The sequence below is a fragment of the Planctomycetaceae bacterium genome (assembly GCA_039680605.1).
Classification (GTDB): Bacteria; Planctomycetota; Phycisphaerae; order SM23-33; family SM23-33; genus JAJFUU01.
The window spans coordinates 44653-66103 of the sequence record JBDKTA010000067.1 but is presented as its reverse complement, the minus strand read 5'-3'; the positions used below and the strand labels follow the sequence as shown (position 1 = coordinate 66103).

The following is a 21451-nucleotide window of genomic DNA, read 5'->3' as shown; positions in this document are numbered from 1 at the left end:
AACTGCAGGAGCATTCATGATCACCAGCGTTAATCTGCCCAAGAGACCGCCCATGTGGTTGTTGGCGGTAACCATTCTCGCCATCGCCGCAACGGCCTTGTTCAAGCCCTCGGACGCCCAGGCCCAGGCCCGCCGCGCCGCCAGGGCTGGCGCCGCCAAGGCGGGCGAGCCCGCCAAAGAAGCCCAACCCGCCACGGAAGCCCAGCCCGCCGCCGCGGGGGCGACAACGCAGCCGGCGTCGCAACCGGCAGGCTCTCAGATGACGCACTTTGAGCTGTTCGTCAAGGGCGGGTTCTTCATGATCCCCATCGCCCTGAGCAGCATCTTCGGCCTGGCGATCATCATCGAGCGCCTGGTGGCGTTGCGTCGCCGGGCGATCATCCCCAAGGGCTTCCTGGACAAGCTCAAGCAGGCGTTCAACCCCGCCACGGACGACCGGTCCAAGGGCCTGGAGTTCTGCCAGCAGTGGGACTGCCCGATCAGCCGCGTGCTGGCGGCGGGCATCGCCAGGCTCAAGAAAGGCGAAGAATCGGTCGAGCGCGCCATCGAAGACGCCGCCGCCGGCGAGATCCACAAGCTGCGCCGCAACATGCAGATGCTCTTCGCGGTGGCGGCGGTGGCCCCGATGCTGGGGCTGGTCGGCACCGTCACGGGCATGATCCGGGCGTTCGAAGTCACCGCGCGCGTGGGCACGGGCGACGCGGCAAGACTGGCGTACGGTATTTACGAGGCCCTGGTCACGACCTATGCGGGGCTGCTGGTGGCCATTCCCACGCTGGTGTTCTACTACTATTTCCGCGGCAAGATCGAGTCGATCGTCGCCGGGCTCAACAGCGCCTCGATCGAGTTTGCCGAGCATTACCTCGCCGGCGACGAGGAGGCCCACGAACTGGCCCCCATCGAGTTCAAGTGCAACTCGTGCGGCAAGGGCCTGCGCGTTCCCGCCGATCGCGCGGGCAAGAAGGGCCTGTGCCCCAAGTGCAAGGGCGTCGTGATCGTGCCGGCGCTGGCGTAAAGGAAAGCTCCCCATGAAAATCGTCGACAACCAGCACGAAGACGAATCGTCGATCAACATGACGCCCATGATCGACATGGTCTTCCTGCTGCTGATCTTCTTCCTGGTGGCCACCACGCTGGCCCAGACCGAACGCGACCAGAGCGTGCAACTGCCCGGAAGCGACTCCCAGGCGCCCATGTCGGCGCAACCTAAAGACACCGTGATCAACATCGGTCGCGACGGCGCCGTCAAGATCGGCGCCAAGAAGTACGGCGACTATCCTCACTATGATGCCATCGTGCCGGTGCTGGCGGAGATGGCCAGGAACGACCCCGATCGCGAGTTCCTCATCCGCGCCGATCGCGAATCGCTCCATGAATATTTCGCCAAGGTCGTGGAGAAGGCCCATGAGGCCAAAATCAACAAGGCGAAGATCGCGTACCTGCTTCCCGCCGATATGGTCAAGAACAAGTAATGCTGCGGTGGCGATGGCCGGAAAGATAACATAATCAGGTGAGCCCAAAGAACAAAACCCCGTTCAGTTGGTCGGTCTTTGCCGCGGCGATGATGGGCACGCTGGCCGTCGCGGTCGTCATATGCGGCGCCTGGTTCTGGGTCTCACACGCCTCCGAGATCGGCGATCAGTCGTTCAAAGAACGCATCATGAACGTCTGGATCATGCTGGCGATATTCCTGGCGATGCTGGGTTTGGGGCTGTACCTGATCCCCAAGAAACACGCGCGGTGGATGAGCCCGATCCAGAAGGGCGTCGTTCTGGCGCTGCTGGCGCATATCATCCTGATCCTCCTGACGCGAATCACCCAGGTCTCGACGGTGATCTCATTTGAGACGGCCACACGCGAGCCGCCTACGGTCAACCTGCGCAGCGCCCCCGAGCTGCAGGTCATGCAGGACGCCCGAAAGCAGAACACGCCGCTGCCGATCCCCAATCCGCTGACCAATCCGGAAAAGGTCGAGACGCCCCAGCCCAAGGCTCCCAAACCCAAAACCCCCACCCAGGAAGCGCCCAAGACCGAGGAACAACCCAAGCCGCGCGAACTGGAAAAGCCCAAGGAAGAAGTCAAGAAGAGCGCCGAGGAACTCGTCAAGACCCAGGTCAAGCCCGACGTCCAGACGCCCCAACTGGCCAAGCAGAACCAGCAGCAGCAGTTCAAACAGCAGGAAAACAAGCAGCAGACCGATCAGAACCCCAAGGCCCAGATGGCCCAGACGCCCGAAGCCAAGGCCCAGCTCGAAATGGCCGAGCGAAAGGTCCAGGCCGCCAAGGCCGAGCTCAAACAGATTTCCCCCGACGCCCAGCAGTGGCAGGCCAAACCCACCGCCGCAGAAAGCGCCGTCAAGCCAACCGCCGAACCGGTCAATAAACAGGTCGACGCCAAGGCCGGGCAGCTAGAAGCCCAACGCGTCGCCGCGACGGAGAACCAGGTCAAGGCCACCGGCGTCAGCCAGGCCGCCCCCAACGCCAAGCTCGCCGGCGAAGCGTCGGCCAAGGCCTCGCCCGCTCGCACGGTCGAGGTCTCGGAGGTTCCCGCCCAGGCGGGTGGGTCATCGATGGCCGCGGCACAGTCCGGCGCCAGCCGCGCGGGGGAGGCCTCCAGCGCCGAGCAGAGCCTCGCAACGCGCGTCACCGGTCTGCCGGGAACGCCGCAGATGCAGCCGGGCCTGCCCAGCACTCTGGCCGGCGGTCAACGCGTCAAGGGCGACCCCGAGGCCAGGCCCTCTGCCGGACAAGGCGCCGGCGAAAAGATCAGTAATCAGCAGTTGGCTACCGCAGGCTCGGCCGGAACCGCCAAAGGTCCCGGCGAAGTCGGCACCGGCGCGTTGGGCGTGCCCGCCAGAGGCGTCGGCGGTTCGTCGACGGCCGTTATCGAAGACAGCGGCGGCGGGCGCGTCGGGCAAGACCTCGGTCGCGACGTGCAGGCGGGGACCTTTGTCGGCCCGGTGGTTCGCGACGCTCCGACCAACGTCGGAACGCCCGGCACCATCGGCGGGCAGGGACCGGTCCGCACCAGCGAGGCGACCGTCGCCACGCCGGGACAGGCCGGAACGGGCAGCGTCGCGGCCCGCCAGCAGACCGGCGGACCCCAGAGCACTCTGCCCACCGGCGCCGTTGCCGGCGGCGCCCCAGCCGCACAGGTCGGGACGGCCCAGGCAGGCTCCACCCTCGTGGCCACGGATACAGGCGGCCGCGCGGCGCTCGAACAGAGCGTCGGCGAAACCGTGGGCGTCGGTAGCAGCGCCGCCCCCGCCGGCGGGGCGCCGGTAGTCTCGACGATCAAAGGCCCCGCCGGAGGCGTGACCGGCGCCGAGGGCAGACCCATGCCCGGCATCGCCCGTCCGGGCGCCCTGGCCGGACCGGTCGCCACCAATGGCGGACCTGCCGGCAGCGGGCAGACCGTTCAGGATGTCAGCGGCGCCGCGGTGGCGTCGAACGTTGGCGAGGCCGGTTCGATCGCCCAGGCGGTCGGCAGTGCCGGGCGGTCGGCGGCGGGGGAAGTCGCCGGCGGCGCCCTGGCGGTCAATACCAATGTGACGGTGCCCGAGTTCAAGCCCGCCCCCGAGGCTCTTCCGCAGCCGCAGGCGCTGGCCCATCGCCAGGAGCCTATCCGCAAGAAGAATGTCGAGATCATGGGCGGGTCGGCCACGACCGAGGAAGCCGTCGCCAACGCGCTGAACTTCCTGGCCCGCTGCCAGGAACCCGACGGGCGCTGGACGTACTTCACCGGCGGCCCCAAGCCCGGACAGAACAAGCCCAGCGACCATGACATGGCCCTGACGGGCCTGGCGACGCTGTGCTTTCTGGCTACCGACGCCACGCCAGCCAAGGCGGGCCCGTACCAGGAGACCGTTCGCAAGGCGCTGGCGTACCTGGCTGCCCAGCAGAAACCCGACGGCGGCATGCGGGGCGAAGGCGACATGTACGACCACGGCATGGCGACGCTGGCGATGGTCGAGGCCGCCGTCATGACCAACGAGGACAGTTACCGCCAGTCGGCGCTCAAGGCGGTGCGGTTCACCATCGCCGCGCAGAACCCGCGAACGGGCGGGTGGCGGTATCATCCCGGCGACGACGGTGACACGAGCATCTTCGGTTGGCAGGTCATGTCGCTGTACAGCATCAAGCATCTCGACGTGAAGGTGCCCGACGCGACGATGTGGGGCGCCCTGCGATGGCTCGACAGCGTCGCCAGCCGAACCCCCCAGCGGGCGCTGTCGGGATATACCGACCGGATCCCCCAGCCGGCGATGTCGGCCGAGGCGGCATTCTGCCGCATGCTCCTGGGCCAGAAACTCTCCGACGCCCAGCAGAAGGAACTGGGAGAGTATCTGCTGCATTTCGAACCGGGCAAGGGACGAAACGACCTGCTCGGCCGCGACGACTTCTACACGTGGTACTATACCGCCCTGTGCCTGGCCCAGTTGCAGAACGACTCGTGGGCCTCCTGGAACCAGAAGATGCAGTCGCGCCTGCTGTCGCTGCAGAACAAGGAAGGCGACCTCAAGGGCAGTTGGGACCCCAAGGACAAGCACAGCCGCCTGGGCGGGCGCGTGTACACCACCGTGCTGGGCACGCTGACGCTGGAAGTGTACTATCGATACCTGCCGGTCTTCGCCCGCCCCAAAGGCTATGTGGCGCCTCCGGCGCCCAAGGCGAACAAGTAGGCGCAACCAACGCGGATTTCGGATCTCGGATTGCGGCAGGGTGGCATGGCGACACGCGTTGTTCAGCGGGTCGCCATGGGTGTGTGCGCTGAATCATGGCGACCCACGAGAAACAGGAACGTGTGTCGCCATGCCACCCATCTCTGATTCCGCGGTTATTTTCAGAGCAGCCTCTTCCCTCTGCGACCTCAGCGACCTCAGCGGCTGATTTAATCCCTGGACCAAGTAGAAACGCCCAGGGATTGGAATCCCTGGGCGTGGGGGGGTGACCATTTCGGATGTCAGGCGTTAGCCGCGGACGTCAAGCTGGCGCAGGAAGTCATCGTTGGTGTTGAACTTCTTCAGCGCCGTGATCAACTGCGGCATTTCCTCTTCGGCGTTGAGGTTCGAGAGGAACCGGCGGAGCATGTGCAGCTTGGGCAGCTTCCACGGTTCGACCAGCAGCTCTTCCTTACGCGTGCCGGACTGCGGGATGTTGATCGCCGGCCAGACGCGTTTCTCGGCCAGCTTGCGGTCCAGCGAGAGTTCCATGTTGCCGGTGCCCTTGAACTCTTCGAAGATCAGGTCGTCCATGCGGCTGCCGGTCTCGATCAGGGCGGTGGCCATGATGGTCAGGCTTCCGCCGTTCTCGATGCGCCGGGCGGCGCCGAACTGACGCTTGGGGATCTCCAGGGCGCGGATGTCCACGCCGCCGCTCATGGTGCGACCGGAGCCTTCGATGCCGCGGTTGTACGCCCGGCCGAGGCGGGTGAGGCTGTCGAGCAGGACGACGACGTCCTGTCCGAACTCGGCCATGCGCTTGGCGCGTTCGATGGAGAACTCGGCCACGCGGATGTGCGAGGCCACGTCCTGGTCGTTATTGGAGGCGACGACTTCGGCCTTGAGGCAGTTGCGTTTGAAGTCGGTGACTTCTTCCGGGCGCTCGTCGACGAGCAGGATCATGACGTAGCACTCGGGGTTGTTGACGGTCACGGCGTTGGCGATCTGCTGGAGCAGGATGGTCTTTCCCGAGCGGGGCGGGGCGACGATCAACCCGCGCTGGCCCTTGCCGATGGGGCAGACCAGATCCAGCACGCGCATCTCCAGCGGACCCTCGGGATACTCGAGCTTGAGTTGCGGGTGCGGGTCCACGACGACCTGCTCGCGGAAGGGCACCACGTCGTTGTACTCGTCGATGGCCTTGCCGTTGATCGAGACGACCTCTTCGAGCTTGGGTCCGCCCTTGCGCTTGGTCGGCGGGGCCACGCGCCCTTCGACGTACAGACCGCTGCGAAGCCCGCCGTGTCGCACGAAGTCCTTGCCGACGAACACGTCGCCGGGGGTGGGCTTGTAGCCGTTCTTGGCCTGGCGCAGGAAACCGTAACCCTTTTCGGTGATCTCCAGCACGCCGGCGCCGATGATGTAGTCGCTGTTCTTGAGCTTAGAATCGCCGTTGCCTGTTGCGGGTACTTCGTCCATTATTCGGAAACTCCAAATATCCACTGTGTGTGATAGGCACCTGGCACAAAAGTTCGGGAAACCGCCAGGCCTTCTAAGAACCTCTTCACCCCTCTGTCGGCGCTATGATAGCGACCGGCGGAAAAAAGCAAAGCCTTTTCCGGGAAATTTTTTCAGGGCTCACCGATGCGGCGGCAGGCCTCGGCCAAGTCCACCGCCCCAGTGTAGTACGCCTTGCCGACAATAGCGCCGCTGCAGCCGATGGCCTGGCACTGGAGAATGTCCTGGAGATTGCTGACCCCGCCGGACGCTATTACCGATACGTCGGTAGAGGCGATTAGTTCGGCCGTGGCGTCAAAATTCGGCCCCGACAACATCCCATCGCGGGCGATGTCCGTATAGATGATCGCCCCCAGCGGCCAACCCTTCACCCGCGCCGCCAGGTCCACGGCCGCGACCTGCGACTGCTCCCGCCAGCCCGCAACGGCCAGCTTGCCCTCCCGGGCGTCCAGGCCCAGGGCCAAGCGCCCGCTCATCTGGTCGCGCTGCACCAGGCGCTCGAACCACGCCCAGTCTTTCAGCGCCGCCGAGCCGATGACCACGCGGTCGGCCCCGCAGTCGATCAGGCGGGCGACGGCCGCGTCGTTGCGGGCGCCGCCGCCGACTTCCAGATGCAGCGGCACGGCGGCGCGGATCGCCGCCAGCGCGGGCAGGTTGGTCAATTCGCCGCTGCGGGCGGCGTCGAGGTCGACGATGTGGATCCACTTGGCCCCGGCGGCGGCGAACTCTCTCGCCACGGCCGCCGGGTCGTCGCTGTAGACGGTCTGGCGGTCATAGTCGCCCATGGCCAGGCGCACCACCTTGCCGCCGCGCAGGTCAATTGCCGGAAGAATGTCCATGGGCAAACAATACCGTGCAGGGTTATTCATTGCACGTGAAAGGTGACGGCGGAGGCCTGCCCCTCGGCGGTGACGCATCGCAACTCGTACCGCCCGGCGGGCAAGGTCAGTCGCGGGGCCTGGCGCTGGGGCAGCAGGTGCGAGTCGAGGAACCAGTGAAGCTCTCGGTCCTGGTTGACCCGCGCGTTGATGACCGCTTGGCCGGCGATGGTCACGAACGTGGCCCCCTGGGCGGGATAGACGATGTGTACGGGAGCGGCCGCCTCGGCAGGCCTGTCCAGCGGATGCATGACCACCCAGGGCCGCGCCGCGGCGGTGGGGCGGGTGCTTCGCACCAGCGGACTGTCGAAGATGGTTGCCAGCAGCGCCTCGGCCGCCAGGGCCCCGACGAACCCGCCGCTGCCGCCGCCGCTGAATCGCCCGACCCAGACGCCGACGGCGAAGCGTCCGTTGTGCCCCAGCGCCCAGGCATCCCGCCGGCCGCTGCTGGTACCGGTCTTCCACATGAACCAGGGAATCGCGTCGCCGAGGCGGTCTTCCATGCCAGCCGGGCAGCGGTTGCGCGTGGAGAGAATGGCGTCCAGCGCCGCGCAGACGTTTGCATCCATGGCCCGCGTTTGTGTGGCATGGGCGTCTCGCCCATGCTCTGTCTGTGTGGCATGGGCGTCTCGCCCATGCTCCCCGGTCTTGTGGCATGCCCATGGCGACCCCGATACAACCGGTGTCGCCATGCCACCGGCCGGTTTTGTGGCATGGGCGTCTCGCCCATGCTCCCCGACCCCTGAATCCGCAAACAGCACCGCCGGTCGATATACGCCGCCTCGCCCGATCGTGGCGTAGGCGTTTGTCAGATCCAGCAGCCGCACCTCGGCCCCGCCGACGACCATCGCCAGGCCGAGGTTTTGCGCGGGGCGGTCGCGGAACGCAACGCCCGCCGCGGTCATCAATCCCGCGCATCGCTCCATCCCCATCTGCTCGGCGACGAGTATCGCCGGAACGTTGAGCGAGTCGCGCAGGGCCGCGGCGACGGTGACCGGGCCGCGAAACGTGCCGTCGAAATTATGCGGCGCCCAGCCGCTGCGCTCGATGGGCACGTCGTAGACGAGGGTATTGGCGTCGGCGCGGGCGGCCTCGAACGCCGCCGCATAGACGAAGGGCTTGAGCGCCGACCCGGGGCTGCGCCAGGCGGTGGCCCCGCAGACCTGGCCGCCGTTGGGATCGTCTGGGTCCGCCGAACCGACCAGGCAACGGATCTCGCCCCCGGCCAGATCGATCACCACCACCGAAACGTCCGACTGCGGCGGCAGCGAAGGCACGTGGGCCCGCACGAGGCGGACGACTTCCTGCTGCAGGGCCAGGTCGATGGTTGTGCGACCGCCGCCGGGCCGCTGCGACAGCGCCAACTGTGCCGCATGCAAAGCCGACCTGTCCGGTTCGCTCGAGCGAATCGCCAGCGGTTCGTCGGCGGCGCAGCGATACTCTCCGGGCGTGATGTAGCCCAGCGCCAGCATGCGATCCAGCACGTACTGACGCCGCGCCATCGCCGCGGCGGGGCGGCGGTCGGGGCGGAACCGCGCCGGCGACTGCGGCAGCCCTGCCAGCAGCGCCGACTGGGCCAGGCTGAGCTGCGAGGCGCTGCAACCGAAGTACGCCTGAGAGGCGGCCTCGACGCCGCAGAAGTTTCGCCCGTACGGCGCGCGGTTGAGATACGCGCAGAGCACGTCGGCCTTCGACAGGCGCGACTCCAACTGCACCGCGCGGAACGCCTCGACGCTCTTGGACCAGAGTGTCCGCGGGCGGGCGTCCATCATGCGGCAGATCTGCATCGTCAGCGTGCTGGCCCCGGAAACGGTGCGGCCGGCGCTGAGGTTCTGCAGCAAGGCCCGAGCCGCCGCCGCAGAGTCCACGCCAGGGTGCTCGTAGAACCGCTTGTCCTCGGCCGCGATGGTGGCCTTGAGCAGCCACGGCGACACGCGTTCCAGCGGCACGGGGAATCGCCACTGCTCGTCGGCGGCTGTCAGTTGCAGCAGGCATGTGCCCCCGCGGTCGGTGACGACGGGGCTGGCCGGCAGAGCATCGAGGCGCTCCATCGGGAACGGATACGCATGCCAGAGCACCGCCAGCACCGCGAGGGAGACCGCCGCCGCGGCGGTCGTCGCGACCAGAACCCGCCTCAACCAGCGACGGATGCCCCGAAGCGTCATTTGGCGATCTCCACCGCGCCTCCGCCGTGAAGGCTGGCGCAGCCGCCGTCGTACATGCACGAGGCCTGCACCGGCGGCAGGGTGAACGTGCCGGCCGTGATCGCCCGCAGGGTGTAGGAGAAAGTGCGGGGCTTGCCGGCCACGCCGGTGAAGATCAACACGCGGTCGTCGCGGAACTCGACGTGGTCTGCCGGCGGGGTAGGCGATTCGGCCCGGGCCGGCGGGGCGATGTCGCCCTCCTGTACCGCCGCGGCCGAAGTCTTCAGCACAGGATTCTCGACCTCGAAGCCGCCGGGAAGGGCATCGACGACGGCCACGTTTTCCAACGAAAAGTCGGCATCGCCGAGCGTGCGGCAGGTGACGCTGACCCGCACAGTATCGCCCACGCGAACCTTGGCCGGGTCGATCGCCTTGCCCTTGCTGTCGGCCCACGTGCGGCGCACCTCAAGCTGGCGGTCGTAGGGAGCGGGCGGCTTCTTGGCAAGACCCTGCGTCGTCATGGTCACGAAGATGGTGCCGCTGCCGGTACTGGTCAGTTGGATCGTCTCGGCGGCGCCGACGTCGGCCGACGTCGTGTGGGAGTGGGCGAAGGCGGTCTTGCCTCCGGTCCACTCTGCGGTGCCGGAGAAAGCGGTCTCGTCCGTGACGGTGGCCTGGTATCGTGCCAGTGCCGCCACGCAGGCGGCGTTCTCGACGGTTGAGCTCCAGCAGCCTTGCGTGCGAGCCTTGCTGAGGCGGTCGGCCAGCAGCGGGGCCCAGGGGTGGGCGGCGTCGAGATCCAGCATCACGCCCAGCAGGTTGGCCTGGGCCGACGTCTGCGACGTAATGCGCCCGCCGGTGGTCGCGGTGATCGTCTGCGTGATCGTCTCGTCCGGGAGGGCGGCGCGGGCGCGATCCTTTCGCCCCACGGCCAGCCATGCCGCCGCGAGATCGGCGCGGCCGCCGAGGTCGAGCAAGTCCAGTCGCTCCTGGAGGCGGTTCATCGAGCTCAGGTCGGGCGAGGCAAACGCCGCCAGCACGTAGCAGAACAGCGCCTGGTCGTTGGCCGAGACGTCCTCGGTGTACGCCCGGCGCAGGCGCGTCTGCAGGTATCGCACCAGTTCGTCGGAGAATCGCTTGTCGATGGCGACGCCCGCCTGCCGCGCCCGCGCGAGAAACGCCGCCGCGTATGCCGTGCCCCACGGGCTCGAGTCCCCGCCGCCGGGCCAGTACGCCAGGCCGCCGTCGCGCGTCTGCATCGACCAGAGCCTCGCCACGCCCGAGTCGATCATCGCCCGCGCATTGACCGCCCGCGAGTCGTCGCCGGCCAGTAGCGCCGGGGCATACAGCATCGCGTAGAGGCGGCTGGTCGTCTGCTCGACGCAGCCGTACGGATAATCGATCAGCTCGTCCACAGCCTGGCGCAACTGCACGCTGCTGCGGCCGCTGAGACTGACGACCGTCCGGGCCGTGCCCGGCAGCATTGCCGAGTTGTCGATGGCGACGCGCTGGGGCTTGCCCGCCTGGACGGCGGTCAATCGCGTGACGGTCTCAAGCGTGGCCGGCGGGCGGCAGGTGAAAAGCACCTCGTCGTGGGCGGCCAGGCCCGACTCGGCCTGCACCATCGCTCGGGCGGTGACCTGACCGGCCTGAGCAGCGACGCCCTCGAGCCAGATTGTCTTTGCCGATCGGGGCGGCAGTGCCAGTTGGCCGATCGCCCACTTTCGCGGGGCGCCCGCTGCAGCAGGGGCAGCGGTGGCGCCGGTGAGCGTGACGGGTCCGGATATCTCGACGGCCGCCTGCACGTTGAGGGCGCCGTCTGTGGTGTTGAAGACCTTGACCGGAACGGAGAAGGTGTCGCCGGGGGAGACGAATCGCGGCCAGCTTGTTTCGACCATCAGAGGCGAAGTGACTTTCAGGGGCGTTTGGGCTGTTCCGTAGAGATCGCCGTCGACGGCGACGGCCATCAGGCGCATCTCCGTGGACAGGTCGGGCAGGTCCAGATCGGCGGTCACGACGCCGTCGGGTCCGGCGGGCACGGCTTGTCGCCACACGACGGCGGATTTGCGGACCCGGACGGGTACGGCCTCGGTGCGGCGGCGGTGGCGCTCAGAGGCGTCGGCGCCGATGCGGGCCATGGTCTTGGGCCGCGCGTGGTCGGGCAGAAGGTCGGCGAAGATGTCCGAGCTGATGACGTCCAGCTTGCAGTGGACGAAGAATCGCTCCATCGGATCGGGCGTAACGAACGCCGAGGTCAGCAGGATGCCCTCATCCACCGCCCAGAGGTGAACCATCGCCGGGCGCGACGCGTCCGTAGACGGGGGCGCCGTGACCGTGACGCGAACCTTGGCTCCGGGCAGGGCCGACAGCGGCGCCGCGATGGTCAGGGGCATCTTCCGCGGCGAGTGATCCAGCTCCAGCCGCGCCATCCCCATGGCGCGCATGGGGAGCCATTTGTCGCTTTCGGGGTCGACCGCGCGCACCACCGTGGCGGCGATGAATGCACCGCCCCGCAGGTCTGCCGCGATGGGCAGATCGATCTGGACTGACTTTCCCTTAAGCTGCACGACGCGGTGCTCCAGCACGTTCTGGGCCTCGACCGTCAGCAGCATCGTGCCGGGGAATGGGCTGCGCACCAGCACCTGCGCGGTGCTTCCAGGCACGTACTTCGCCTTGTCGAGCACCACTTCGAGCATGCCGGGGCGGTTGACCGTGAAACCGCCCGTATCCTCGTGGGCCCAGGCGGCGTAGAGATAGAGCACCGTCTCGCTGCCCGATGTAGCGTCGACGACGCTGAGGCGGTAGTGGCCCGCCTGAGGAAACGCCAGCGTCAGTTGCCCGTGCGGCTGACCGGCGGTGAGGCGGCCTTGCTTGGCTTCGATCAGACGCTCGACCGTCTTCCATGCTCGCGTGCGGCCGACGGCTTCGACGGTCCAGTCGTACTCGATGCGCGAGAGGGTGTACGTCAAGTCGCCGGCGGCCGCCGGCGTGTCGTCGCCGTTAAGCTGGACCCACTCCAGCGATACTGTCGAATCGGAACGCACCATGTTGCTCGCCGGCGGCTCGAGCCCGACGTAGCGCCCGGCGGTGTCCTGCACGAGGGGCACATTCGTCGAGACGGAGCGGCCGCCCGGCTCGGTCACGGTGACGCTGGCGGAGCCTTTCCACCAGCCCTTGGGCCTGGGCGCTGCCTCGCCGGCGGCACAGTGCAGCGTCAGGGCAGCCTGGCCGTTGGCGTCCAGCGCCTGCGAGACCTCCTCGAGATCGACGCTGCGGCTGGCCTTGGCGTCGCCGAAAACGTATCGCGGGTGTCGCTTGGAGGTGAACCGTCCCAGGGTCAGCTTGCCCAGGGCCTTTACCGGCAGGTCGGCGGCCGCCTGACCGAAAAGGTATCGTGCCGAGGCGCTGATCTGTATGGGCTGGTCGCCGTGATAGACGTCGCGATCGGCCTTGGCTTTGACTTCCATGCGCACGGGCACGAACGATTCGACAAACGGTGCGGCGCTGCCGAGCACGGTGTCGGCGCCCGGAAGGGTGACGTTGCAGGTGTAAGGCCCTGTCTGCCCGTCGGCCGGCGGGGTGTAGTCGGCGTGGAAGACGCCTTGAGAGTTGGCGTCGAATCGCAGCGAGATTTCGGTCGCGCGATGTCCGTCGGGGCGGATGACTTTGAGGCTCAGCGGAAACGGCGGGGGCGTCTGGCCCTGCAGGTCGCGGATAATTCCCGTCAGGTGGATGGTCTCGCCGGGGCGGTATACGCCGCGTTCGGCGTAGAGCATCACGTCATAACCCTGCGGGGCGGGCCTGCCGGTCTGGTCGACGCCCTCGACGACCCAGGGGCGGTCCTGCGGCTGGAGGTATCCCATATCCTCGCCCAGTTCGGCCGTGATGACAAACGCCGGTCCGTCCGGACCGTTATGCACCATGTTGATCGTGGTCAGCCCTTCGGCGCTGGTGGCGCCGGCGCCGAGAACCTGGTTGGTGCGCGAGACGGCGGTCACCTTCGCGTCGGCGACGGGTTGCCCCGTGCGCAGCGACGTGACCCAGACGACGTATCCCTGCGCCACCTGTTTAGCGGTGATGCCCAGGTCGGTGACGGCGATGACGCCGCGCTCGTAGTCCCACCGCGAGTCGACGCGGTGAACCTCCACCGTATAGATCCCCGGCGTGCGACCCGTCAGCGACGCCAGGTCAAGCCCCACCGTGGTGGGCTGGTCGGCCGGCGTGTCGAGCGGCACGGTCTTCTCCACTTGCGGGCGCGACCACTGCCGGTAATACGACACCAGGTGCGGCACGAGGTTGTTGTTGTGTACGCGCGCGGTCTTGATCTTGACCGCCGGTACGTTGACGGTCTCGAGTTCCAGCAGCATGTTGCCCTGCGGCGAGAGCACGCCGCGGGTATTGGGCATGTTCAGCGAGGGCGAGCGGTGCGGCACCTCGACGTAGACCGTCTGCTTTGCGGCAACGGCTGCCCCGGTGCTTCGCAGGCCCGCCGGCACGTCGATGCGGTACTTGGTCCCCGGCAGGAACGCGGCGCTGAGGCAGAGGGCATTGATGGTGGAGTCGTAACCGGTCGAGTGCCAGCTCACCCGCAAGTCCTTCACCTCCGGTATCACGTTAAGTGAGGGCAGGGGCTGGGTCTTATCCAGCGTTTGCGAGAACTTGAGCGTGATGTCGATATCCTTCTCCAGCGCCGGCCTGCCGGCCGAGGCGCTCTGGAGGACGAACTGCCATGCGGCCTTGACGGATGTGGAGAACGGCGCATCCATGGCGACCTGCGCTCCAGCGCCGGTCAGACCCGCGTCGATCTGCACGGTCAACCAGCCCTCTTGCGGCCGCTGAACTCGCAGGGGGAGCTTCAGTGCGGGCTCCTGGACGAGGCACTGGGGTTTAAGGACGGTTCCGTGTGGGTCGCGGAGGGTCAGGCGGTCGACCAGGTGGCGGGGATCGACTTTCTGATTGAACTCGATCTCGATATCAACCGCCTCGCGATCGGCGCGCAGCACCTCGCAATTGATCACCGCCAAGGCGCCGGAGGTCAGGTCGAACGTGCTGACGCCGCTGAGGCGCCCGCCCAGCACCCGCTCAGCCATCGGCGAGGGGACCAGCTTGAACCGCCTTCCGGCGGGGATTCGCTGGTTGGGAAAAAACTCCAGCCGGTCGAACGAGGCCCACTGCCAGCGTCCGTCAATGGGCGGTTGAATCTCGAACGGCGAGGCCTCCAGCGGCGCCGTCAGGGCGGCGGACTTGACGACCGGCTCGTCGAAGACGATGGCCAGGCGGTCGGCCGCATCGAGCTGCGTCAGTGGCGTGACTCTCAGAATGCGCAAGGAGCCCTTGGCGCGGCTGGCGGCGTGGTGGATCCACGCCAGGGCGGCCAAGTTGATAACCAGAAAGATACCCGCTACCACCCAGAATCTCGACCTGGCCCATGTCATGGCTGTCACTCCATCCCTGCGGACATCGCGGACATCGTCACAATCCATCGCGACTGTCCTGACCTGTCTGTGCCCCAACGGCGGCGGGCATTATACCACCATCTGCCGCCGAAAGGGGAAAAGTCGCGGCGGAGGCACTAAATGAAAAAGTAATTCGCTGTCTGAATTACTTTTTCATTTGGTGCCAGTACGGCCCTGAGGCGCAAGTATTCATCAAAGCTGATGAAACTGTCTTTGATGAATACTTGGTGCCTCCGCCGCGACTTTCCTCCGGAGAAGTAAAGAAAGACCGATATCCACGTTGACGCCCAAGATATTGGCGGTTATACTTAGGATTATCCTATATATAGAAGCGGCGCACTACCGAGGGCTCCTGCGATGCAGTGCCCATTTTGTGGCAAAAATAATGACAAAGTAGTTGACTCTCGCAGCAGCGAAGGCGGGCGCGCCATTCGCAGGCGGCGGGAGTGCCTCGTCTGCGAGCGCCGATTCACCACGTACGAGAAGCCTGAAGAAGGCATCAAGCTGACGGTGATCAAAAAGGATGGGTCGCGCGTGCCGTACGATCGCCAGAAGGTCATCGACGGTCTTGAACGCGCCTGTTACAAGCGGCAGATCACCAGCGAGCAGATCCGTTCGATGCTCGAGACCGTCGAGGATCACCTGTATCGGCGATTCGAGAAGGAAGTGCCCTCGCGGGTCATCGGCGACCTGGTCAGCGACTGTCTGCGCAACATCGATAAGGTCGCCTACATGAGGTTCGCCAGCGTTTACCGAAACTTCGTCGACGTGGGCGAACTGATCGAAGAGGCGACCGAGGTCAAGGATGCCCCCGTCGTGGGGCCCGAGCAAAAGGAATTGTTCGGCGACGACGGGGCGTGACGGCGCCGCGGGCGGTAAGATCCGCCGCGGAGAAGGAGCAGCCGTGAAAGAGAAAGAATCAAGGACGATTCGAGTGCTCAAGCGGGATGGAACCGTCGAGCTGTTTGACGTTCACAAACTGGCCGCCGCCTTGTGGCGCGCCATGCAAGGCACGCCGGGGGAATACTTCGACGCACTGCACCTCTCGGCGGCTATCGAGATGTTCCTCATGCACGGGCCGCTGCCGATGGTCTCCAGCGGCTCGATCCTGGAGATGGCCGTCAAGGTGCTGCGCAAGGTGGGCCTGGGAGGGGCGTCCCGCACGTTGGGGACGCACAGCTCCAAACGAGGCCTGTGGCGGAGGGGAGCCTGCATCTGCCACGGCGACGACCGCGTGACCTATTGGGACAAGGCCTGGGTCGCCGAACTGGCGGCCAAGAGCTGGCACCTCATGCCCGCTACCGGACGGATCATCGCCGGCGAAGTCGAAACGGAACTGCGCCGCAGCAATATCAGCCGCATCACCCGCGGCAAACTCGTGGAACTGCTCAACCGGCGCGTTGTGGCCATGGGGCTGGCCGACGCGGTGCCCGTAACAACAGTAATCGGTAACCCGTAATCAGTAATCGGGAACCCGCCCGCACGCACTGATTACCGATTACTGGTTACCGATTACTTCTTTTGGAGGTTCGTGATGTCATCCAAAGCGCTGAGTGGTGAAGCTGTCGCCGCGAAGATCGAGGGCGAGGCGCGCAACGTCTATCAACGCATCCAGAACCGCCAGAAGCCCCAGATGAAGCTGCCCATCCGCACGCTGTCCAACGTGAGCTATCAGCCGCGCACGGGCTTCTTCAAACTCAAGGGGCACAACAAGGTCCGTACGCTGACGGTCAACACCGTCCGCACCTTCGCCCAGACCCTCAAGATGCTCTCGATGAGCAAGGACCTCATCCAGACCCAGCGCCACTCGACCAAGCGAGAGGCGTACTACCAGGCGTACAACTGGGGCGAGGCCGCCTTCGCCGCACAGGAAGAATCCGACACCGTCATGGACGACGTCGAAGCCATGCTCGCGACCAATCGTGAGCAACTCCACTTTCGCGCCGACGAGCACGGCGGCGAGGTGGCCGGCGAGCTGGTGGTGATCGACCGCGACCGGCGCACCAAGAAACTCATCGAGATCGACTGCACGCAGTTCGGCAGCGGCGCCTACTCCGTGCCGACGGTGGTGGAGGAGCTGAAGTTCAAGACCGCGGCAGCGTTCATCCTGGCCGTCGAGACCAAGGGCATGTTCGAGCGCCTGGTCGAGGAGGACTTCTACGACAAGCACCACTGCATCCTGGTGTCCATGGGCGGCGTGCCCAGCCGCGCGTGCCGGCGGTTCATCCGCCTGCTGGCTGACACCAAGAAGATTCCCGTCTACGTATTCACCGACGGCGACCCGTACGGATACTTCAACATCTACCGCACGTTGAAAGTCGGCTCGGGCAACGCCGCGCACCTCAACGAGTTTTTCTGCGTGCCCCAGGCCCGCTTCCTGGGCGTCACCCCAGATGACATCACCGAGTACAAGCTGCCCACCCATCCGCTCAAGGACGTCGACATCAAGCGTGCCAAAGACGCGATGAAGAACGACCCGTTCATCGTCCACCACAAGCCCTGGCAGCGGGCGATGGAACACATGCTGAAAATGGGAGTCCGCGTCGAGCAGCAGGCGTTGGCAAAACACGGTCTGGAGTTTGTCGCCAAGACGTACTTGCCAAAGAAGCTCAAGGAAATCGACAAATTCCTTCCGTAAGTCGCATTAGCAACCTGCAGGAACCGGCACGCCGAGCATGCGGCAGATTCCTTTAGCGGTTCCTTTCTTGAGCGTGGGATGGCGAGGAACCGGCGAGCGAGAGAGTGATTTCAGATTGATCCAGATGTCATGATTTCCGCCATGATGATGCAGGACGCATCCATGATCGCGGAGATGCTTTTCGAGTTGGCGTCGCTTCATGGGTTGCCAGCCCTATTTGGCAGCTAATTCCACTTGCTTGAGAAGCTTCGCCCGCGACTTGTTCAAAGCTTTGATGGCGTCACGCGCGTTGACAAAGGCTTCAGCGACCGTCTCCGCCTCGGTAATAAGCTCCGCGTCCATAGGGGACGTGACGATGTAACCGCCTTCGGACGCTTCTTCCAGATCCAGTACCAGCTTTCCGTCACTGACTGTATAATGCTTTGCCATCATCATTTCTCCACCTTCATTATTGCCACTATAGAAGGCAGTGACAAGGCGTTTTCAGATAGCAACTGCGTTGTCACTTCGCCTCCATCCAGTTGCGACCGACGCCGACGTCCACTCGAACCGGGACGCGCAGCGCGACGGCGCCTTCCATCTCGCGCACGATCATCAGCTTTTCCGATTCCACCGCCTCGGCGGGCATCTCGAACAGCAGTTCGTCGTGGATCTGCAGCAGCATCTTGCTGGGGCGGTTCTCGTTGCGGATGCGGGCGTGGATGTTCACCATCGCCCGCTTGATCAAGTCCGCCGCCGAGCCTTGGACCACCGAGTTGATCGCCAGGCGTTCAGCCAGCGCGCGGCGCTGCGGGTTGCGGGAATCGATATCCAGGATTGCCCTTCGGCGGCCGAAGATCGTCTCGACGTATCCGTTGTCCTTGGCGGCCTGCACGCAGGCGGCGAGGAACTGGTCGATGCGCGGGAAGCGGCTGCGGTAGCGTTTGATGAAGTCGCCCGCCTCGTCGCGCGGGATGCGCAGCGTCACCGCCAGGCCAAAAGCGGTCTGCCCGTAGATGATGCCGAAGTTGACCGTCTTGGCACGCGAGCGCTGCTGGGGCGTGACCTGCTCGAGCGGCACGGCGAAGACCTCGGCGGCCACGATCGTGTGGATGTCGGCCCCGGCATTGAACGCGGCGATCATCGTCGGGTCTTCGCACAGATGCGCCAGCACTCGCAGCTCGACCTGCGAATAGTCTGCCGAAAGCAGCACGTTGCCCTCGTCGGCCATGAACGCCCCGCGGATCTGCCGGCCCTGTTCGCTGCGGATGGGAATGTTCTGCAGGTTCGGGTCGCGGCTGGAGAGTCGCCCCGTGACCGTGCCGGTCTGGCTGAAGCTCGTATGCACGCGCCCGCTGGCGGGGTGGATGCACTCGGCCAGCGCCGTCAGGTACGTCGAGAGCAGCTTGGTCAGGCGGCGGTATTCGAGGATCAGGGCGGGCACTTCGTGGAGCACGGCCAACTCCTCCAGCACGGCCGAGTCGGTGCTGGGGCCGGTCTTGACCTTTCGGAGGATGGGCATTTTCAGGCGATCGAAGAGCACGTCGGCCAGTTGCTTGGGCGAGTCGGGGTTGAACGGTATTCCCGCTTTGGCGATGATCTGCTCGCGGAGGGCGTCGGCTTCCTTCGACAGGCGCATCTCCATCTGCTTGAGGACGCCCGGCTCGACGCGGATGCCCGTGCGTTCCATCTCGAACAGCACCGGAAGCAGCGGCATCTCGATGTCGTAAAACAACTCCTCCATGCCGGACTTCTTCAGGCGCTCGGCCAGCACGTCTGCCAGCCGCAGCGTCACGTCGGCGTCCTCGGCGGCGTAGATCGTCACCATGTCGATGGGCATGGCGTCCATCGTGGTCTGCAGGCGCCCGCGCCCGATCACTTCTTCGATCGGGATGCAGCGATGGTTGAGCATCTCGGCCGCCAGGGCGTCGAGCTTGAACGTGTCGGCAGTCGGGTTGAGCACCCAGGCGGCCACCATCGTGTCGAAGATCCTGCCGGCGATCTGGAACCCGTAACGGTCCAGCACGAGCATGTCGAACTTGATGTTCTGCCCGACCTTGTCGACCTTCGCGTCTCCCAGCACCGGCCCTATGGCCGCCCGCACGGCATCAATCTCCAGCGTGCGTCCGCCCAAGGGGCCCTTGATCGGCAGGTAAACGCCGTGGCCGCTCTTCCACGCCAGCGAGATGCCCACCAGGTCGCTTCGGGTCGGGACCAGGCCCGTGGTCTCGGTGTCCACCGCCAGGCGCGACACCGCCGCAAGCTCCGCCGCCAGTGCCGACAGCTTCTCGGGCGTGTCGATGCACTCGTACGTGAAGTTGGCGGCCGTGGTCTGGTCGTGCCGCGCGGCCACCTCCTGCACGTCGAGGCGCTGGGGGCCTTCGACCTTGAACTCGTTAAGGCGGTCGATCAGGCGATTGAGACCCAGTTCCAGAAAGATCGGCCGCACCGCCGCATCGATGCCGGTGAACTTCATCTTGGCCAGGTCCAGATCAAGCGGCACGTTGCGGTGCAGTTCGACGAGCTGTCGCGACAAGGCCACCGCCGCCCGCCCGTCGATCAGGCGCTGTCGCAGGGCGGGCGTCTGCTCGTCGGCGTGGTTGAGCACCTCGTCGGCGCTGCCGTACTGGGCGATGAGCTTGGCGGCGGTTTTGAGGCCGATGCCAGGGACTCCGGGGATGTTGTCCGAGACGTCGCCGGCCAGGGCCTGGACCTCGACGGCCTTGTCGGGCGGGTACCCTTTGGTCGCCAGGATCGCCGGCGCGTCGAGCGTCTCGCCCTTCATCGGCTCGTAGAGGATGACGTTGGGGCCGACAAGCTGGTCGAGGTCTTTATCGCGGCTGACCAGGACCACCTGCAGATCGTCGCCGGCGTAGCGGGTCGCGGCGGTGGCCATGATGTCGTCGGCCTCGTGTCCGACCGCCTCCAGAACGGGAATGCCCATGGCCCTGACGATTTCGATGATGCGCTGGGCCTGGGGGCGGAAATCCTCTGGCGCGGGCTTGCGGGTGATCTTGTAGTCAGCGTACACCCCGCGTCGCAGGAGTCTCTCCGCCGGGCCGTCGACCGCCATCGCCAGGTACGTTGGCTTGCGGTCGGCAATGATCTTGAAGAGCATCTGGCAGAAGACATGCACTGCGCCGGTGGGCTCGCCGGTGGGGCTGGTGAGCGTCGGTCCGGGGGCATAGTACGCGCGGTAGATTTGCGAATGTCCGTCGATGATGTACAGGGTGTCGGTCATGCGTTCACTTTGGGGCGGTCATCAGGTGCAGCACCAGCCAGGCCGCCGGCGCCGACAGCAGCAGTGAGTCGAGCATATCTAATACGCCTCCGAACTGCGGCAGGACGTGTCCGGAATCTTTCACGCCCGCCGCTCGCTTGAGGGCGCTTTCGCACAAGTCGGCGAACTGTCCGGCCAGGCCCACGATGACGCCGAAGACCGCCGCCTGGGGCAATGTCAGGGGCATCGCCAGCACGTGCGCCAGCAGCATGCTCACGCCCGCCGCCGCCGCCAGACCGCCCGCCAAACCTTCCCAGCTCTTGCCCGGAGATATCCGCGGCGCCATCTTGTGCCGCCCGGCCGCCGTGCCGGCGAAGTACGCCCCGATGTCGGTACACTTGACCGCCGCCAGGAACAGCAGAAACGCCATGAGGCCGTGATCCAGGCGGATCATCAGCATCATCGCCGTCCCGACGCCAAGATACAGGATCGCCAGGACCGTCGCCGCCACGCTGCGCAGGGCGTCGTCGACGCCGCGAAAGATCATCTGCTCGAAAAACACCAACCCCAGCGCCACGCCCAGGACCAGGTTCTCGACCCGCAGCGTGCTTGAGAGCGTGCCTTCCTTCATCGCCAGCGGCAGCAGCGCCAGCGCCAGTGTCGAAACCAGCGCCGAGCTTCGCAGCGTTCGAATGCCGACCGCGGCTGAAAGCCCCCGCATTTCCCGAAGCCCCAGCAATATCACGAGCACGAGCACGGCCGCCATCACAGCGCCCTGCGGGATCTTGTCCAGGCGCGTAGGCTCGGTGGAGGTGGTGACGTACCGTTGATGGGCCCAGTCGAGGTAGAACAGGCCGCATAAGATCGCGATCAGAACCGCGCCCAAAAGGATGCGTGTTTTCATGAACCGTATTAGGCGCTGTGACGCTGCAAAAAGCCAGAGTCTTGGCCATGCCAA

14 protein-coding genes are annotated in these 21451 nt (G+C 65.9%); 6 read left to right on the top strand and 8 right to left on the bottom strand.

What is annotated here, in order from left to right:
* Positions 1 to 16: 16 nt before the first annotated feature.
* Genes ABFD92_19735 through ABFD92_19725 form a run of 3 tightly spaced genes read left to right on the top strand, consistent with a single transcriptional unit; the run spans position 17 to position 4681 of the window.
* Positions 17 to 1015, top strand: a complete 999-nt coding sequence (locus ABFD92_19735) for a MotA/TolQ/ExbB proton channel family protein (GenBank protein MEN6506773.1) — start codon at positions 17 to 19, stop codon at positions 1013 to 1015.
* Positions 1016 to 1028: 13 nt separating this feature from the next.
* Positions 1029 to 1472, top strand: a complete 444-nt coding sequence (locus tag ABFD92_19730; protein ID MEN6506772.1) for a biopolymer transporter ExbD — start codon at positions 1029 to 1031, stop codon at positions 1470 to 1472.
* Between the two features lie 38 nt (positions 1473 to 1510).
* The gene (locus ABFD92_19725; GenBank protein MEN6506771.1) at positions 1511 to 4681 is read left to right on the top strand and encodes a hypothetical protein; all 3171 of its coding nucleotides are present in this window, start codon (positions 1511 to 1513) and stop codon (positions 4679 to 4681) included.
* 288 nt (positions 4682 to 4969) lie between these two features.
* Here the strand turns inward: ABFD92_19725 and rho are convergent, their stop codons facing one another.
* The 4 genes from rho to ABFD92_19705 form a co-directional block, all read right to left on the bottom strand.
* Positions 4970 to 6139 carry a transcription termination factor Rho gene (gene rho / locus ABFD92_19720; GenBank protein MEN6506770.1) on the bottom strand — a complete coding sequence of 390 codons (1170 nt, stop codon included), beginning with the start codon at positions 6137 to 6139 and terminating at the stop codon, positions 4970 to 4972.
* A 152-nt stretch (positions 6140 to 6291) separates the two neighbouring features.
* A complete protein-coding gene (gene hisA, locus ABFD92_19715) occupies positions 6292 to 7017 on the bottom strand; it encodes a 1-(5-phosphoribosyl)-5-[(5-phosphoribosylamino)methylideneamino]imidazole-4-carboxamide isomerase (protein ID MEN6506769.1) in 726 nt (241 codons plus the stop codon).
* Positions 7018 to 7043: 26 nt separating this feature from the next.
* On the bottom strand, positions 7044 to 9221 hold the full coding sequence (locus ABFD92_19710; protein ID MEN6506768.1) for a transglycosylase domain-containing protein: 2178 nt from the start codon (positions 9219 to 9221) through the stop codon (positions 7044 to 7046).
* The gene (locus ABFD92_19705) at positions 9218 to 14635 is read right to left on the bottom strand and encodes an MG2 domain-containing protein (protein MEN6506767.1); all 5418 of its coding nucleotides are present in this window, start codon (positions 14633 to 14635) and stop codon (positions 9218 to 9220) included. Before ABFD92_19705 ends, ABFD92_19710 begins: the two co-directional genes overlap by 4 nt.
* Positions 14636 to 15013: 378 nt before the next feature.
* Between ABFD92_19705 and nrdR the strand changes: the two genes are divergently transcribed.
* The 3 genes from nrdR (at position 15014) to ABFD92_19690 (ending at position 17294) form a co-directional block, all read left to right on the top strand.
* Entirely contained in the window at positions 15014 to 15517 is a 504-nt protein-coding gene (gene nrdR, locus ABFD92_19700) for a transcriptional regulator NrdR (protein ID MEN6506766.1), read from the top strand.
* Between the two features lie 43 nt (positions 15518 to 15560).
* Positions 15561 to 16115 carry an ATP cone domain-containing protein gene (locus tag ABFD92_19695; protein ID MEN6506765.1) on the top strand — a complete coding sequence of 185 codons (555 nt, stop codon included), beginning with the start codon at positions 15561 to 15563 and terminating at the stop codon, positions 16113 to 16115.
* Between the two features lie 75 nt (positions 16116 to 16190).
* Positions 16191 to 17294 (top strand): DNA topoisomerase IV subunit A, encoded by a 1104-nt coding sequence (locus ABFD92_19690; GenBank protein ID MEN6506764.1) that lies wholly within the window; start codon positions 16191 to 16193, stop codon positions 17292 to 17294.
* Between the two features lie 6 nt (positions 17295 to 17300).
* On the opposite strand, the gene ABFD92_19685 is transcribed toward ABFD92_19690, so the two are convergent.
* The 4 genes from ABFD92_19685 to ABFD92_19670 form a co-directional block, all read right to left on the bottom strand.
* Positions 17301 to 17495 carry a type II toxin-antitoxin system HicA family toxin gene (locus tag ABFD92_19685; protein ID MEN6506763.1) on the bottom strand — a complete coding sequence of 65 codons (195 nt, stop codon included), beginning with the start codon at positions 17493 to 17495 and terminating at the stop codon, positions 17301 to 17303.
* A 12-nt stretch (positions 17496 to 17507) separates the two neighbouring features.
* Positions 17508 to 17729 carry a type II toxin-antitoxin system HicB family antitoxin gene (locus ABFD92_19680; GenBank protein MEN6506762.1) on the bottom strand — a complete coding sequence of 74 codons (222 nt, stop codon included), beginning with the start codon at positions 17727 to 17729 and terminating at the stop codon, positions 17508 to 17510.
* Between the two features lie 67 nt (positions 17730 to 17796).
* The gene (gene polA, locus ABFD92_19675) at positions 17797 to 20514 is read right to left on the bottom strand and encodes a DNA polymerase I (protein ID MEN6506761.1); all 2718 of its coding nucleotides are present in this window, start codon (positions 20512 to 20514) and stop codon (positions 17797 to 17799) included.
* Between the two features lie 4 nt (positions 20515 to 20518).
* A complete protein-coding gene (locus ABFD92_19670) occupies positions 20519 to 21397 on the bottom strand; it encodes a phosphatidate cytidylyltransferase (protein MEN6506760.1) in 879 nt (292 codons plus the stop codon).
* Between the last annotated feature and the right edge of the window lie 54 nt (positions 21398 to 21451).